This window comes from Streptosporangium sp. NPDC050148 (assembly GCF_055586505.1).
In genome coordinates this window covers 151937-166216 of the sequence record NZ_JBVJIA010000006.1, presented here as the reverse complement: position 1 = coordinate 166216, position 14280 = coordinate 151937, and the positions used below count along the sequence as shown (strand labels likewise).

Genomic DNA, 14280 nt, shown 5'->3' with positions numbered 1-14280 from the left:
CGGTGCCGGTCGCCACGGACCCGTCAGCCGGTCGACACGAACCCGTCACGGGGGGCGATCGGCCCGATTTCGGAGGCGTGTCGGCGCGCCAGGAGGGGCCGGGCCTGGAATCATGCCGGGGTGGACGTCATGGCGCTCTCCTTCCAGCTGGCGGTGGGCCTCGCCGCGGGACTCGCGATCGGGTTCCTGCTGGGGCGGGCACGGGCCGCCTCCGGAGCCACCGACATGGCCGCGCGCCTGGCCGACGCCGAGGCCCGCGCGAAGATCGCGGAAGAGAAGCTCGCCTACGTCGAGGGACAGCTCGCCGACCGGTTCCAGGCCCTGTCCACACGCGCGCTCGACGTCAACAACCTGCGCTTTCTGGAACTGGCCGAGACGAGGCTCGCCGCGGGCCGGGCCGAGGCCGCCGGAGAGCTGGAACAGCGCAAGCAGGCCGTCGAGCACCTGATCGAGCCGCTCAAGGACACCCTGTCGCGCGTCGAGACGCAGCTGCGCGACACGCAGGCGGGCCAGCGGGCCGCCCACGCCGAGCTGGCCAAGCACATCGACGTCGTCCGCGAGAGCAACGAGCAGCTCCGCGCCCAGACGAGCACGCTGGTACGGGCCCTGCAACGCCCGGAGGCCCGGGGGCGGTGGGGGGAGCTCCAGCTCCGCAGGGTGGCCGAGATCGCCGGGATGCAGCGTTTCTGCGACTTCGACGAGCAGGTCAGCGTCACCACCCCGGACGGCGTCCTGCGGCCCGACATGGTGGTGCGCCTGGCCGGGGGCAAGAACATCGTGGTCGACTCCAAGGTCTCGCTGGCCGCCTACCTGGAGGCCGCCGAGTCGACCGATCCGGACCACCAGTCGGCCCGGCTCGACTCCCACTCCCGGCACGTGCGCGAGCACGTGGACCGGCTCGCCTCCAAGTCCTACTGGCAGGCGTTCAGCCCGGCACCGGAGTTCATGGTGCTGTTCATCCCCGGCGAGGCGTTCCTCGCCCCGGCCCTGGAACGCGACCCCGCCCTGCTGGAGTACGCCATGCGGCGGCGGGTCCACATCGCCACCCCCACCACGCTGATCACCATGCTCCGCACCGCGCAGTACGCCTGGCAGCAGGCCGCGCTCAGCGAGAACGCGCGGGCGATCTTCGAGGTCGGCAAGGAGCTGTACGAGCGGCTGAGCAGCATGGGCCGCAACGTCGAGTCCCTGGGACGTTCGCTGAGCCGGGCGGTGGAGTCGTACAACAGGACGGTCGGCTCGCTGGAGACGCGGGTGCTGGTGAGCGCCCGCAAGCTCAACGACCTGGGCCTGGTCGAGGAGAAACTGGAGGGGCCGCAGCCTCTGGAGGACCTGCCGCGCGCCCTGACCTCACCCGAACTGCTCGCGGAAGAGGAGCCAAGCCCGTCTCTCGTATCCCGCCTGAACGGTAGGTTGACCAACGACCTGCCCTGAGACCTTTCCCTGTGGACGCCTGCGGCCGGACACTGGAGGCGACGGGACCGATGACGCGGGGGCCGAGGTCAAGGGGACGAGTGGTGGACGAGCGAGGCGGCGTGCAGCCGCCCGGCGGGGTGATCGCATGAGTGAGCTTGACCGGCCCGGCGGCATCCGGCTGACCGTCCGGGGCGCGCTGGCCCTCGTGCTGGTGGCCACGCTGCTGGGAGGTGTGCTGCAGGCCCTGTCGGGGCTGTCCGCGCTGACCGGCGTGGCGTTCGTGATCGGCTGCGCGGGTGCGACGGCGCTGGTCAACCCGAGGGAGCTGCTCTCTCTGGTGGTCTCCCCGCCCCTGGTCTTCTTCGTGACCACCGTGCTCATCGAGGCGGTCCGCTCCCTGTTCGCGGCCACCCCGCTGCAGGCCTTCGGGCTGGGCATGTACACCGCGCTGTCCCAGGGCGCCCCCTGGCTGTTCGGCGGCTCGCTCCTGGTGCTGGTGATCGCCTGGCGTCGCGGGCTGACCCGCTGCGTCCGCGAGCTGCGCGACGAGCTCAAGGCGACCAAGGCGTCCGTGCCCCGCCCGAGAAGCGGGGAGACCGCCTTCGCCCCCGAACCCGAGGGGTACTTCGAGCCCAAGGTCTACGGGACGCCGCGCGACGAACGCTGACCCGCCCCTGCGGCCCCGGCCGGGCGCCGTCGCGGGCGGGGCCCTCGGACCGGGTGGTGGTCACCGGCCCGCCCCGGCCCGGAGGCCGGGGCGCGGGACGACAGGTCAGACCGCCGTGACGCGCAGGTTCTTACGGAGCTCGTGCGGGAGCGCGAACCGCACGTTCTCCTCGACGGACTCGACCTCCTGCACGTCCTCGAACCCGTTGCGGGCGAGGCGGGCGAGGACCCCGGCGACGAGCTCCTCGGGCACCGAGGCGCCGCTCGTCACACCGACCGTGGTGACGCCTTCGAGCCAGGCGTCCTGGATGAGCGAGGCGTCGTCGACCAGGTAGGAGGCGTCGGCCCCGTGGTCGAGGGCGACCTCGACCAGCCGCTTGGAGTTGGAGGAGTTCTCCGAGCCGACGACGATCACCAGCTCGGCCTGGGCGGCGATCTCCTTGACCGCGACCTGACGGTTCTGGGTGGCGTAGCAGATGTCGTCGCTGGGCGGGTCGATCAGGTTGGGGAAGCGCTCCTTGAGGCGGGAGACCGTCTCGACCGTCTCGTCCACCGAGAGCGTGGTCTGCGAGAGCCAGACCAGCCGCTCGGGATCCCTGACCTGCACCGTGCCGACCGACTCCAGCCCGTCGACGAGCTGGATGTGGTCGGGCGCCTCGCCCGCGGTGCCCTCGACCTCCTCGTGGCCCTCGTGCCCGATGAGGAGGATGTCGTAGTCCTGGGAGGCGAAACGCTTGGCCTCGTTGTGCACCTTGGTCACCAGGGGGCAGGTGGCGTCGATCGTCCTCAGGCTGCGCCGGGCGGCCTCGCGGTGGACCTCCGGGGAGACGCCGTGGGCGGAGAAGACCACGATGGCCCCCTCGGGCACCTGCTCGGTCTCGTCGACGAAGATCGCGCCGCGCTCCTCCAGCGTCCTGACGACGTGGGTGTTGTGGACGATCTGCTTGCGGACGTAGATCGGCGCACCGTACTGCTCCAGCGCCTTCTCCACGGCCTGGACCGCACGGTCGACCCCCGCACAGTAGCCACGGGGCTTCGCCACCAGTACGCGTCGGTTCGCAGGGGTCATGGAAGTCATGCTCTTATGCTACGTGGACGCGTCCGCGAGACGGCCCATACGTCCCATGAGCCCGGCGCAACATCCCGCAGGCCCGTACTTGTCACATCTGTCCTTCCCGACACAGACCTCCAGGGAGACGCCATGTCAGTCCCCGACATGATCCGCAGTGTCACACAGAAAGCAAAAGATCTTCCCCTGCACATGCTGCAGACCGCCCTGAGCGGGGTCGGCCAGGCTCTGCTCCTCGGCGACCGGGTCCGGAACAAGATCAAGGGCTCCTCCGGCCGTGAGGACGACCTCGACGAGTCCCGGGAGGCGACCGCCGACGTGCCGGTGGACGTCGAGGAGAGCGCCGTCGAGCAGGTGGAGGAGACCGGGAAGCCCGCCCGCCGAGAGCCGGTCATCTTCGCACCGCGTCCCTCCAGGAGCGCGGACGAGGCACCGGCCGAGAGCGCCGCCGGGCAGGTGGAGGAGGCCGAGAAGCCCGCCCGCCGAGAGCCGGTCATCTTCGCACCGCGACCGTCCAAGATCACTGAGAAGGCACCCGCCGCCGAGAGCAACGGCACCGGGACCTCCCACGAGCCGGTCATCTTCAGCCCCGCCAAGCCCGCCGCCCCCAAGCCCGCCACCCCCAAGCCCGCCACCCCCGAGACCGCCGCTCCCGAGACCGTGGCCGAGACCCCCGCCGCCACGCCCGAGACCCCGGCCGCCGAGCCCGCCAAGGCCGCCGCGGCTTCCACGGCCCCGGTCACCGAGCCCCCGGTCACCGAGACTCCGGCCGCCAAGACCTCGGCCGAGAAGACCCGGACCGACGAGGCTCCGGTCGCCGACACTCCGGACACCGAGACCTCTGTCACAGAGACTTCCGTCATAGGGACCTCCGTCACCGAGGCCCCCGCCGCGACGCCCAAGGCCGCCAAGCCCGTCAAGGCCGCGAAGACGGCGAAGGCCGCGAAGGCCGCCCCCGCCGAGGAGGCCGCTCCCACGAAGGCCGAGAGCACGAAGACCGAGAGCACGAAGACCGGCGAGACCAAGGCCGACGAGACCAAGGCCGAAAGCGCGAAGACCCGGGGCACGAAGGCCGGCAAGAGCAAGGCCGACGAGACCGAGGCGGCCACCGCCACCACGACGCCCGCGGCGAAGAAGCCCAGGACCACCAAGGCGACCAAGGCCGTCAAGGAATCGGCGCAGGCCCCGACCACGTCGGCCACCCCGGCCACCCCCGCCGCCACCGAGACTCCCGAGACCGGCACCGCCGAGACCGGGAACGTCGAGCCAGGGAACGTCGAGACCGAGACCGTCGAGAACGGGACCGCCGAGACCCTGAGCCCGCGGCCCGAGTCCGAGGCCACCACCGCGAAGCCCGCCACCCGGAGGACCGGCACGAGGGCCACCGCGAAGCCCGCCACGGCGGCCACGTCCACCCCCAGGACCCGCAAGGCCCCCAAGGCCGCTCCCGCGAACGCGAAGACCGCCTCCGAGGTCACCGGGAACACCGGAGACGTCAGGGACGCCGGGGACGCCGGGGACGCCACTCCCGTCCCGGTGGACGCCGTGGTCGAGACGCCCCCTGCGACGAAGGTCGAGCTCGCCGAGGTCAAGGTGGCGAAGCCGGAGACCCAGGACGCCGCGCTGGTCGAGGTGACCGGCACCCGGGTCGCTCCCCCGGAGACGGCCGGGTCCGTCACCGCGCCGACCGCCGACGTGGTCGCCGCGGCCGGTGCGGTACCGGCCGAACCGCTGCCCGGTTACGCGGACCTGACGGTGGCGTCGCTGCGGGCGCGCATGCGCGGCAGGACGGCCGAGCAGATCAGGGAACTGATCGCCTACGAGCGGGCCACCTCCGCCCGCGAGGCCGTCGTGCGGATGTACGAGAACCGTCTGGCCAAGCTGGAGGCCGGGGAATAGTCGCGTCCGGCGCGTAGGCTCCCGCCCATGAGCTCGAAGTCCACTCCTGAGCAGCCCCTTCCGGTCCGCACGGTGTTGCAGATGGTCGGCGGCTGGATCGGCAAGCTCGGCACCGTCTGGGTCGAAGGGCAGATCACCGAGCTGACCGCCCGCGGCGGCACGGTGTTCCTGACGCTGCGCGACCCGGTGGCCAACATCTCGGCCCGGGTCACCTGCCCGCGCGGCGTCTACGAGGCCACCGTCCCCCGGCCGGTCGACGGTGCCCGGATCGTGACGCATCTCAAGCCCGACTTCTGGGTCAACAAGGGTTCTTTCGCGTTCACCGCGCTGGAGATGCGGCCGGTCGGGGTCGGTGAGCTGCTGGCACGGCTGGAGCGCCTGCGCCGGCTGCTCGCCTCCGAGGGTCTCTTCGGGGTGGACAGGAAGCGGCGGCTGCCGTTCCTGCCCGGTACGGTCGGGCTGATCTGCGGCCGTGACTCGGCCGCCGAGCGCGACGTGCTGGAGAACTCGCGGCGCCGCTGGCCCGCGGTCCGGTTCACGGTGGAACCGGTGGCCGTGCAGGGACCGTACGCGGTCGGCGAGGTCATCGAGGCGCTGCGCAGGCTGGACGCCGACACCGACGTGGACGTGATCGTGATCGCGCGGGGCGGCGGGTCGATGGAGGACCTGCTGCCCTTCTCCGACGAGGCCCTGGTGCGGGCGGTCGCGGCGTGCCGTACCCCGGTGGTCAGCGCGATCGGGCACGAGCAGGACAATCCGCTGCTCGACCTGGTCGCCGACGTGCGCGCGTCCACGCCCACGGACGCGGCGAAGAAGGTCGTGCCGGACGTCGGCGAGCAGCTCACGCTGGTCCGCCAGCTCCGTGACCGGGGGCGCAGGGTGGCCAAGGGCTGGCTGGACCGCGAGACGGCCTGGCTGGCCGCGGCCCGTTCGCGCCCCGCCCTCGCCGATCCGGTACGCGAGGTCGAGCGCAGGGCCGAGCAGGCCGAGCAGCTCAGGGACCGGGCGAGGCGTTCCCTCACCGGTTCCCTGGACCGCGCCCAGGACTCGCTGGAGCACCTGCGCGCCCGCCTGGTCTCGCTCTCCCCGGCCGCCACGCTGGAGCGCGGCTACGCGATCGTGCAGCGCCCCTCGGGCGACGTCGTACGGCTGGCGAGCGAGATCTCCCCGGGCGACGAGCTCACGGTGCGCTTCTCCGACGACCGGGTGACGGTCAGGAGCGATTCCACCACGTGAGCGAGGGGTAGCCGTCGTCGATGAACCCGAACTCCCGGTAGAGGGCCTCGGCGTCGGAGGTGGCGTGCAGGTCGACCCGGCGGACCCCGGTCCGCCGGTACCACTCCATCAGGGCGTTGACGACGGCCCGGCCGTGGCCCCTGCGCCGGTGGCCGGGGTCGGTGGCCATGCCCTGGATGTAGCCGTAGCGCCCGTCGGGGAGGCTGGGGCCGGGCATGCGCTCGAAGATCAGGCCGATCCCGCAGGCCGCCAGCCTCTTGCCGGGCGCGTCCACCACGTAGACGGCGGTGTCGGCGCTGCCGAGCCGCTCCGCGAGGCTCTCCGCGTAGGCCGGTCGCCAGTCCTCCTCGATCGGGAGGCTCCCGTCCAGGGCCATCCTGTCGGCCAGGATCTGACGCAGCCGCACCAGCTCGGGAATGTCGTCGAGGGTCGCGTCACGAACGCTCATCCGGGCATTCTGCCAGCCGTACCGGGCGGTGGGACGGGCGGGGAGGCGGCGCGGACGATCTAAGGTGGGGTCCGTGGCCGATGAGAAGACACCGTCGTACGAGCAGGCGCGCGAGGAGCTGACCGAGGTGGTCCGCCGCCTCGAGGCGGGCGGGCTCACCCTGGAGGAGTCGATCGAGCTCTGGGAGCGCGGGGAGAGGCTGGCCTCGCTCTGCGAGGAGTGGCTGCAGGGGGCCCGGGTGAAGCTCGCGGCGGCCATGGCCCAGCGGCGGCAGCCCGACCCCGGCGCGGACGCCCCCTTCTGAGCGACCGACGCCGCCCGCGGCCGCGGAGGGGCCGTACGACACGACCGAACCACGAGGGCCGGACGGCGCGCGTGCGCGAGCGGCCGGGCCTGCGGCCGTTCCCGGACGCTAGGACGTGATCTTCGGCTGCTGTCTGAGGGACCCGGCCAGGGTGGACAGCTCCTGCCAGGAGGCGGTGCCGGTGACGACGACCGTGACGTCGGGCAGGAGGCGTACCAGGGAACGCTGGTCCTTGTCCTCGCGGACGCGCTGTTCCCAGGTCACGCCGCCGATCTGGACGGTACCGGTGGCCGTGGAGGTGTTGGCGAGCCGGTTGGCGAACTCGGCCGCGGGCTTCTCGTCGCTCTGGGCGAGCATCGCGTGGCGGCGCTCGGCGGTGGCGAAGCCGAGCCTCCAGGTCGTCCAGCCGCCGTCGTTCGTCCTGCGGGAGCTGTTCGGCACCCATCCGGGGGCGACCTGTCCGGGCGCCCACACCTGGAAGGGGGCCGTACGCCGCAGGTCGGCCAGGGCGAGCGAGTAGTCGACCTTGGGGATGCGCTCGGTCCGGCTCTGTGGCGTGATGAGCAGGAAGAGGCCGACGGCCGCCAGGCAGACCGCCATCGCGAACGCGTAGCCGTAGAAGCCCTCAGTGAACCTTCGCACGACCACCGACACTATCCGTTCCGCGGGGCGGTCCCGTCTCAGGGGCGGCGGATCTGCGCGACGATGGCCAGCACGTCCTCGGCGAGCACCCGGGAGGCGTCCTCGTCGTCGGACAGGGCGACCTCGGAGACGGCGGCGGCGAGCGCCCCGGTGAGGACCACGACCAGCGCACCCTCGTCGCCCTCGAACAGGGCGGCGTTGCGCTTGGCCCACTGCCGGAGCCGGTCGCGCATGATGACCTCGAACCCGGGCGGCCCGTCGCCGCGCAGGAACAGGGCCGACAGCTCCCGCTCGGCCAGGCAGCCCTCCAGGTAGGCGCGGGCCCCCGCGATGAACAACCGCATCGGGTCGCCCTCGCCTTCGGCCCTGGCCTCCTGGACCGCCTGCTTGGTCCGCTGGGTCTGCCGGGTCTGGAACTCGTCGAAGAGGGTGAGGTAGAGGTCGGCCTTGCCGGAGAAGTGGTGGTAGAGGCTGCCCACGCTCGCCCCCGCCCGGGAGACCACGTCGGTGACCCCGGCCTCGGCGAAGCCGCTCGTGACGAACGTCTCCCTGGCCGCGGCCAGGAGTGCGACGCGCGTGGCGGCACCCCGCTCGGAGGTCCGCGCACCCCCGCCCTTCACCAGCCGTTCCGTGTCACTGCTCATGGTGGGCAGATTATCCTCCGCCGACCGGTCACAGGGGTGCCAACTACGATCGTTGCAACAATCCACGAGAGGGGTTTCCCACCATGTCCGATCAGACGTCCGTTCCCGCCACCCTCGCCACGGGTGAGCACGCACCTGATCGCAACCTTGCCCTGGAGCTCGTCCGCGTCACCGAGGCGGCCGCGATGGCGGCGGCCCGCTGGGTCGGGCGGGGTGACAAGAACGGTGCGGACGGCGCCGCGGTGAACGCGATGCGCCAGCTGATCAACACCGTGTCGATGAGCGGCGTGGTGGTGATCGGCGAGGGCGAGAAGGACAACGCGCCGATGCTCTACAACGGCGAGCAGGTGGGCGACGGCAGCGGCGCGGCGTGCGACGTGGCCGTCGACCCGATCGACGGCACCCGGCTGACCGCTCTCGGCATGCCCAACGGGATCTCGGTGATCGCGGTCAGCGAGCGCGGCTCGATGTACGACCCGTCGGCGGTCTTCTACATGGACAAGCTGGTCACCGGCCCCGAGGCGGCCTCGTCGGTGGACATCAACGCGCCGGTGGCCGACAACATCGCCGCGGTGGCGCGCGCCAAGGGCGGCGAGCCGTCGGACGTGACCGTGGTCATCCTGGACCGGCCCCGCCACGAGAAGACGATCCGGGAGATCCGGGAGGCCGGTGCGCGGATCAGGCTCATCACCGACGGCGACGTGGCCGGTGCGATCATGGCGGCCCGGGTGGGGACCGGCGTCGACCTGATGCTCGGCGTCGGCGGCACCCCGGAGGGCATCATCGCCGCGTGCGCGCTCAAGTGCCTGGGCGGTGTCATCCAGGGCAGGCTCTGGCCGCAGGACGAGGCCGAGCGCCGCCGGGCGCTGGACGCGGGCCTCGACCTGGACGCCACGCTCAGCACCGACGACCTGGTCAGGTCCGACGACGTGTTCTTCGCCGCCACCGGGATCACCGACGGCGAGCTGATGCAGGGGGTCCGCTACCGGGCCGGACGGGCCGTCACCAGCTCCCTGGTCATGCGCGGCCGGTCCGGGACGATCCGGAAGATCGAGAGCGAGCACCAGCTCTGGAAGCTGCGGGCCTACAGCGCGATCAACTTCGACAACGCCCGCTAGGCGCGGGCGGGGCACGCCCACGGCGGACACTCGCCGTGGGCGCCGACGCCGGACGCGCGTCACGAACGTCAGCGGCGGAACCAGGAGCGCCGGGGGCGCCTGGGGGACTTGGCCACGATGTTGCCGCACGTGACGACGCCGGTGATCTCGATGACCGGGCCGTCGGGCGAGGCCCGGACCTGGTTCTTCTTGCCCCCCATGTACGTCGATGCGGGCATCTCGATCCGCACCCCCTCGGGCACGATCAGGGTGAGGGTGCCGAACAGCACCGTGACCTGCAGGGTCACCCGGCTGGACTGGAGCAGCGCCTCGCACAGGTCGAGCGTGACGTTGGCGCAGATCGCGGTGGCCGGGAACCGGGTCGGCACCACCCAGCGGCCCGAGCGTTTCTCCGAGCCGAAGAACGCCGTCACCGGGCGGACGTCGGTGCGCAGCGGCTGCGCCTCGGGCGGGAGCAGGTCGGCCGTGAGGGCGGAGAGCTCCCCCAGCGTGCGCGCCCGGTAGAGGGCCTCGACGCGCTGCTCGTACTCGCCGTGGTCGAGGCGTCCGTCGGCGAGGGCGTCGCCGAGCACGACGGCCACCCTCTCGCGGTCGACGTCCCCGGCTCTGAGGTCGGCGGGACGCGGCTCGGGGACGTGACGGCGGATGGCGGGGGGCCGGTGACTCTCCACCCTTCGACCATAATCGCCGCCGGGCCCCGACGCCTCGTCCGGCGCGCTCCGGATGTGCGCGCGGACGGGCCGGCGGACGGGCGGAACCGGCATCCGGCGCGCTCCGGATGTGCGCGCGGACGGGCCGGCGGACGGGCGGAACCGGCAGGTGACGGGCCATTGACCACCGGGTACGCCGCCCATACCCTGACGGGAACTTGAATCCCCCTCATGTTCCCGGAGATCGCCATGCCGACCCCCCGTGACAGGCAGGCGCGCGTGGCGACCTGGGCGGCGTTCTTCGTCCAGGGGCTCTGCTTCGCCACCCTGCTCACCCATGTGATCGACCTCCAGCACCGGTTCGGCCTCAGCGACGGCGACCTCACCCTGGTCCTGCTGCTCGTCCCGGTGATCTCCGGGGTCGGCAGCGCGGTCGCGGCCCCCCTGGCGAGCCGGTACGGCAGCGCCCCGGTGCTGCGGATCTCCCAGATCGGCGTCTGCACGGCCGTGATCCTGCTGGGCTGGAACGACGGGCTCACCGGGCTGTACGCGCTCAGCGCCGTCTTCGGCCTGTTCGTCGGCGCGGTGGACGCGGCGATGAACATGCAGGCGGTCGCGGTCGAGCGCAGGTACGGGATGAGCGTGCTGACCGGCTTCCACGCCGTGTGGAGCGTCGGCTCGATGCTGGGCGCGGGCGCCAACTCCGCCTTCAGCGCGCTCGGCGTGCCGCTGGGCTGGTCGTTCTCCGTACCGGTGATGATCGGCGCGCTGATCTCGGTGGTCCTGCTCCCGCGCCTCTACCGGCGCGACGAGGAGGGCGTCGAGACGCCGCTCGAGGCCGTGACCTCCCGGTCGCCGTGGCGGCCGATCATCCCGCTCTGCCTGGCGATGGCGTTCCTGTACGTCGGCGACGCGGCGGTCTCCAACTACGGCACGGTCTACATGGAGAAGGCGCTGGCGGCGAGCGGGTGGCTGGTGCCGTTCGGCTACCTCGTCTACCAGGCGGCCATGCTGCTGGCCCGGGTGCCCGGCGACCTCGCCGTGCGCAGGTACGGGCCGGCGCCGGTGGTGCGCGCGGGCGCGGTGATCGCGGCGGCGGGCATGCTGGGCCTCGTGCTGGCGCCCGGCGTCGTGGTGGCGGTCGTGTCGTTCGGCCTGGTCGGCATCGGCCTGTCCGTCATCGCCCCGCAGTCGTTCTCGGCCGCGGGCCGCCTCGGCAGCGGGGCGGAGACCGCGATCGCCCGGGTCAACCTGTTCAACTACGTCGGCTTCCTGGTGGGGGCCGCCGTGGTCGGCACCCTCAACGACACGGTGGACATCAGGGTGGCGTTCGTCCCGGCCGCGGTGCTGGTGGGCCTGATCGTCTTCCTGGCCCGGGGCTTCCGGCCGGACCCCGAGCCCGCGCGCAAGAGCACATTCGCTCCCGGCCCCGCCCCCGATCCCGCCCCGGAACCCGCGCCGCGCGAGCCCGGCGCGCGGCCTTAGGGACCCGCGAGGATCACAGGTAGGGGCGCCGGGCCTTCTTGGCCTCCTCGTAGGCGGCGCGTGCCCGCCGGGTCCCCTCCTCTCCCGACACCTCGGCCACCGGTACGTCCCACCAGGCCGTGGTGTCCGCGCCGGGGCCGGGCACGGTCTCGACGTACACCACGGTGGTCGCGGTGGCCCGCCTCGCCTCGGCCAGGGCCAGGCGCAGGGACTCCGGGCCGTCGGCGCGGAGCACGTTCGCGCCCAGGCTGGCCGCGTTGGCGGCCAGGTCGACCGGGAGGAGCGCCCCGTCCAGCTCCCCGCCGGGACCGCGCAGCCGGTAGGCGGTGCCCAGCCGCCCGGCCCCGACCGACTCCGACAGGCCGCCGATGGAGGCGAAGCCCCGGTTGTCGACCAGTACCACGACGAGCTTCACGCCCTCCTGCACGGCGGTGGCGATCTCCTGGGCCATCATCAGGTAGGATCCGTCGCCGACCAGCACGAACACCTCCCGCTCCGGCACGGCCAGCTTCACCCCCAGCCCTCCGGCGATCTCGTATCCCATGCAGGAGTAGCCGTACTCGACGTGGTAGGACTTCGGGTCGCTCGCCCGCCAGAGCTTGTGCAGGTCGCCGGGCATGGAGCCGGCCGCGTTGACCACCACGTCCGTCGGGTGCGCCACCTCGTTGAGCATGCCGAGCACCACCGGCTGGGTCAGCGCGTCCCCGGTGGTCAGCAGCGCGACCTGCTCCTGCCACTCACGGGTCAGCCGGGCCGCCCTGGCCGTCCAGTCCGGGTCGGCCCGCCAGCCGTCCAGGGCGGGTCCCAGGGCCTCCAGCGCCGCGCGGGCGTCGGCGACGAGCATCTCGCCGGAGTGCTTGGCCGCGTCGAAGGCGGCGACGTTGACGTTGAGGAACCGCACCCCTCCTGCGGCCTGGCCGAACAGGGTGCGCGAGGCGGTGGTGAAGTCGGTGTAGCGGGTGCCGACCCCGATGACCAGGTCGGCGTCACGGGCCAGCTCGTTGGCGGCCGCGGTGCCGGTGTGGCCGACCGCGCCCACCGCGCAGGGATGGTCGTACGGCAGCGCCCCCTTGCCCGCCTGGGTCTCGCCCACCGGGACGCCGTGCCGGGCGGCGAAGGCGGCCAGCTCCCGCCACGCCCCGGAGTAGACCACGCCACCCCCGGCCACGATCAGCGGGCGGCGCGAGCGCCGGGCCAGCTCCGCCGCCCGGGCCAGCGCGGCCGGCTCGGGGACGGGCCGCGCCACGTGCCAGACCCTGCGGGCGAACAGCTCCTCGGGCCAGTCGTACGCCTCGGCCTGCACGTCCTGCGGCAGGGCCAGGGTGACCGCGCCCGTCTCCGCCGGGTCGGCCAGCACCCGCATCGCGGCCGGCAGCGCCGCGACGAGCTGCTCGGGACGGTTGATCCTGTCGAAGAAGCGGGAGACCGGGCGCAGCGCGTCGTTGACGGTCACGTCGGGAAAGCGCGGGTCCTCCAGCTGCTGCAGCACCGGGTCGGCGACGCGGGTGGCGAAGACGTCGCCGGGCAGCAGCAGCACCGGGATCCGGTTGATCGTGGCGAGCGCCGCGCCGGTGACCATGTTGGTGGCGCCGGGACCGATCGAGCTGGTGCAGGCGAAGGTGGACAGCCGGTCGCGGGCCCGCGCGTACCCGACGGCGGTGTGCACCATGGCCTGCTCGTTGCGGGCCAGGTAGTACGGCAGGTCGCCGGAGGTGCCCGCGCCCCGCTCGGCCAGGGCCTGCCCGATCCCGGCGACGTTGCCGTGCCCGAAGATGCCCAGGCACCCGGCCACCAGCCGCTGCTCGACGCCGTCGCGCTCCGACCACTGGTTGGCGAGGAAGCGCAGGAGCGCCTGCGCCACGGTGAGCCTCATCTCCGCACCCCCGTCATCGGGAGCCTGGGGTCGGCCTGCTCCCGCGTCCACGAGTCGCGGACCCAGGCGTGCCGGGGGTCGTCGCAGAAGGCCATCGTCCGCTCGGGCGCGGGCCCGGCCAGCACGTTCAGGTAGTAGAGGTCGTAGCCGGGGGCCGCCATCGACGGGCCGTGATACCCCCTGGGCACGAGGACGACGTCACCGGACGACACCTCGGCGAGCACCTCGTGGCCGCCGTAGACCCGCTGGTAGCCGGGGCCGCCCTCGAAGTAGTAGATCTCCTCCAGCACGGCCTCGTGATCGGAGGCCTCGTCGTGCTTGTGCGGCGGGTACGACGACCAGTTGCCGCCCGGGGTGAGCACCTCGACCGAGACGAGCTTGTCGCACTCGAAGACGCCGGGGGCGCAGAAGTTGTTGACCTGCCGACTGGCCTGGCCGGCGCCGCGCACCTCGACCGGGACCTTCTCCGCCGGGCCGTACCGCACCGGAAGGCGCCTGGTCGCGCGGGCCGAGGGAAGGGCGAAGCGGCCCCGGCCGGTGACCCTGGCGCTCGCCCCGATCGGCAGGTAGGCGAAGTCGGTGACCCCCTCGAAGACCGAGGGCCTGCCGTCGAGCGTGATCTGCTCCCCCTCGCACTCGACCACGCACTCGCCCGAGAGCGGCAGGACGAGCATCTCCTCGTCCCCGGTGTCGAAGCTCACGCCCTCGCCGGACAGGCAGAGCACGCGCAGCCCCGAGTAGGTCCACCCGGCGGTCTCCGGGGTGATCGACAGCGCCCACGGCGCCCGCGCGGTGCTTCCCGCCGGTACGAAGGTCATGGCCTCTCCTCA

The 14280-nt window shown here is 72.8% G+C and carries 14 protein-coding genes; 7 read left to right on the top strand and 7 right to left on the bottom strand.

The window, feature by feature from the left end; all coding sequences use genetic code 11:
* The first annotated feature begins 129 nt into the window (after positions 1-129).
* The gene (locus tag ACZ6RT_RS08595; protein WP_399188354.1) at positions 130-1434 is read left to right on the top strand and encodes a DNA recombination protein RmuC; all 1305 of its coding nucleotides are present in this window, start codon (positions 130-132) and stop codon (positions 1432-1434) included.
* Positions 1435-1561: 127 nt separating this feature from the next.
* Positions 1562-2083 carry a DUF6542 domain-containing protein gene (locus ACZ6RT_RS08590; protein WP_399188014.1) on the top strand — a complete coding sequence of 174 codons (522 nt, stop codon included), beginning with the start codon at positions 1562-1564 and terminating at the stop codon, positions 2081-2083.
* A 105-nt stretch (positions 2084-2188) separates the two neighbouring features.
* Here the strand turns inward: ACZ6RT_RS08590 and ACZ6RT_RS08585 are convergent, their stop codons facing one another.
* The gene (locus ACZ6RT_RS08585; RefSeq protein ID WP_399188016.1) at positions 2189-3160 is read right to left on the bottom strand and encodes a 4-hydroxy-3-methylbut-2-enyl diphosphate reductase; all 972 of its coding nucleotides are present in this window, start codon (positions 3158-3160) and stop codon (positions 2189-2191) included.
* A 123-nt stretch (positions 3161-3283) separates the two neighbouring features.
* On the opposite strand from ACZ6RT_RS08585, the gene ACZ6RT_RS08580 reads away from it, so the two are divergent.
* Together ACZ6RT_RS08580 and xseA are read left to right on the top strand one after the other, a co-directional pair.
* The gene (locus tag ACZ6RT_RS08580; protein WP_470152674.1) at positions 3284-5050 is read left to right on the top strand and encodes a hypothetical protein; all 1767 of its coding nucleotides are present in this window, start codon (positions 3284-3286) and stop codon (positions 5048-5050) included.
* A 27-nt stretch (positions 5051-5077) separates the two neighbouring features.
* Positions 5078-6286 carry an exodeoxyribonuclease VII large subunit gene (xseA, locus tag ACZ6RT_RS08575; RefSeq protein WP_399188020.1) on the top strand — a complete coding sequence of 403 codons (1209 nt, stop codon included), beginning with the start codon at positions 5078-5080 and terminating at the stop codon, positions 6284-6286.
* Here the strand turns inward: xseA and ACZ6RT_RS08570 are convergent.
* On the bottom strand, positions 6264-6734 hold the full coding sequence (locus ACZ6RT_RS08570) for a GNAT family N-acetyltransferase (RefSeq protein WP_399188022.1): 471 nt from the start codon (positions 6732-6734) through the stop codon (positions 6264-6266). The genes xseA and ACZ6RT_RS08570 overlap by 23 nt on opposite strands.
* 73 nt (positions 6735-6807) lie before the next feature.
* Here ACZ6RT_RS08570 and ACZ6RT_RS08565 point away from each other — a divergent pair, with 73 nt between their 5' ends.
* Complete coding sequence (locus ACZ6RT_RS08565; RefSeq protein ID WP_344902563.1) at positions 6808-7038, top strand: exodeoxyribonuclease VII small subunit; 231 nt, start codon at positions 6808-6810, stop codon at positions 7036-7038.
* Positions 7039-7146: 108 nt separating this feature from the next.
* Here ACZ6RT_RS08565 and ACZ6RT_RS08560 read toward each other — a convergent pair whose 3' ends face one another.
* Entirely contained in the window at positions 7147-7680 is a 534-nt protein-coding gene (locus tag ACZ6RT_RS08560) for a DUF4245 domain-containing protein (protein ID WP_344902566.1), read from the bottom strand.
* A 38-nt stretch (positions 7681-7718) separates the two neighbouring features.
* On the bottom strand, positions 7719-8324 hold the full coding sequence (locus ACZ6RT_RS08555; RefSeq protein ID WP_399188025.1) for a TetR/AcrR family transcriptional regulator: 606 nt from the start codon (positions 8322-8324) through the stop codon (positions 7719-7721).
* Positions 8325-8407: 83 nt separating this feature from the next.
* On the opposite strand from ACZ6RT_RS08555, the gene glpX reads away from it, so the two are divergent.
* On the top strand, positions 8408-9442 hold the full coding sequence (gene glpX / locus ACZ6RT_RS08550) for a class II fructose-bisphosphatase (protein WP_399188027.1): 1035 nt from the start codon (positions 8408-8410) through the stop codon (positions 9440-9442).
* Positions 9443-9510: 68 nt separating this feature from the next.
* Here the strand turns inward: glpX and ACZ6RT_RS08545 are convergent, their stop codons facing one another.
* Positions 9511-10113 (bottom strand): DUF1707 domain-containing protein, encoded by a 603-nt coding sequence (locus ACZ6RT_RS08545; protein WP_399188029.1) that lies wholly within the window; start codon positions 10111-10113, stop codon positions 9511-9513.
* A 210-nt stretch (positions 10114-10323) separates the two neighbouring features.
* Here ACZ6RT_RS08545 and ACZ6RT_RS08540 point away from each other — a divergent pair, with 210 nt between their 5' ends.
* On the top strand, positions 10324-11577 hold the full coding sequence (locus ACZ6RT_RS08540) for an MFS transporter (RefSeq protein WP_470152673.1): 1254 nt from the start codon (positions 10324-10326) through the stop codon (positions 11575-11577).
* 13 nt (positions 11578-11590) lie between these two features.
* On the opposite strand, the gene iolD is transcribed toward ACZ6RT_RS08540, so the two are convergent.
* Both iolD and iolB read right to left on the bottom strand, forming a co-directional pair.
* Positions 11591-13450 (bottom strand): 3D-(3,5/4)-trihydroxycyclohexane-1,2-dione acylhydrolase (decyclizing), encoded by a 1860-nt coding sequence (gene iolD / locus ACZ6RT_RS08535; RefSeq protein ID WP_399188033.1) that lies wholly within the window; start codon positions 13448-13450, stop codon positions 11591-11593.
* Positions 13447-14268 carry a 5-deoxy-glucuronate isomerase gene (iolB, locus tag ACZ6RT_RS08530; RefSeq protein WP_470152672.1) on the bottom strand — a complete coding sequence of 274 codons (822 nt, stop codon included), beginning with the start codon at positions 14266-14268 and terminating at the stop codon, positions 13447-13449. The genes iolD and iolB overlap by 4 nt, the downstream gene beginning before the upstream one ends.
* Positions 14269-14280 lie beyond the last annotated feature (12 nt).

What these genes read in the sequence shown, in the direction of transcription:
- ACZ6RT_RS08595 (WP_399188354.1), top strand. Translation starts at nt 130, where the DNA reads ATGGCGCTCTCCTTCCAGCTGGCGGTGGGCCTCGCCGCGGGACTCGCG.
- ACZ6RT_RS08590 (WP_399188014.1), top strand. Translation starts at nt 1,562, where the DNA reads ATGAGTGAGCTTGACCGGCCCGGCGGCATCCGGCTGACCGTCCGGGGC.
- ACZ6RT_RS08585 (WP_399188016.1), bottom strand. Translation starts at nt 3,160, where the DNA reads ATGACTTCCATGACCCCTGCGAACCGACGCGTACTGGTGGCGAAGCCC.
- ACZ6RT_RS08580 (WP_470152674.1), top strand. Translation starts at nt 3,284, where the DNA reads ATGTCAGTCCCCGACATGATCCGCAGTGTCACACAGAAAGCAAAAGAT.
- xseA (WP_399188020.1), top strand. Translation starts at nt 5,078, where the DNA reads ATGAGCTCGAAGTCCACTCCTGAGCAGCCCCTTCCGGTCCGCACGGTG.
- ACZ6RT_RS08570 (WP_399188022.1), bottom strand. Translation starts at nt 6,734, where the DNA reads ATGAGCGTTCGTGACGCGACCCTCGACGACATTCCCGAGCTGGTGCGG.
- ACZ6RT_RS08555 (WP_399188025.1), bottom strand. Translation starts at nt 8,324, where the DNA reads ATGAGCAGTGACACGGAACGGCTGGTGAAGGGCGGGGGTGCGCGGACC.
- glpX (WP_399188027.1), top strand. Translation starts at nt 8,408, where the DNA reads ATGTCCGATCAGACGTCCGTTCCCGCCACCCTCGCCACGGGTGAGCAC.
- ACZ6RT_RS08540 (WP_470152673.1), top strand. Translation starts at nt 10,324, where the DNA reads ATGTTCCCGGAGATCGCCATGCCGACCCCCCGTGACAGGCAGGCGCGC.
- iolD (WP_399188033.1), bottom strand. Translation starts at nt 13,450, where the DNA reads ATGAGGCTCACCGTGGCGCAGGCGCTCCTGCGCTTCCTCGCCAACCAG.
- iolB (WP_470152672.1), bottom strand. Translation starts at nt 14,268, where the DNA reads ATGACCTTCGTACCGGCGGGAAGCACCGCGCGGGCGCCGTGGGCGCTG.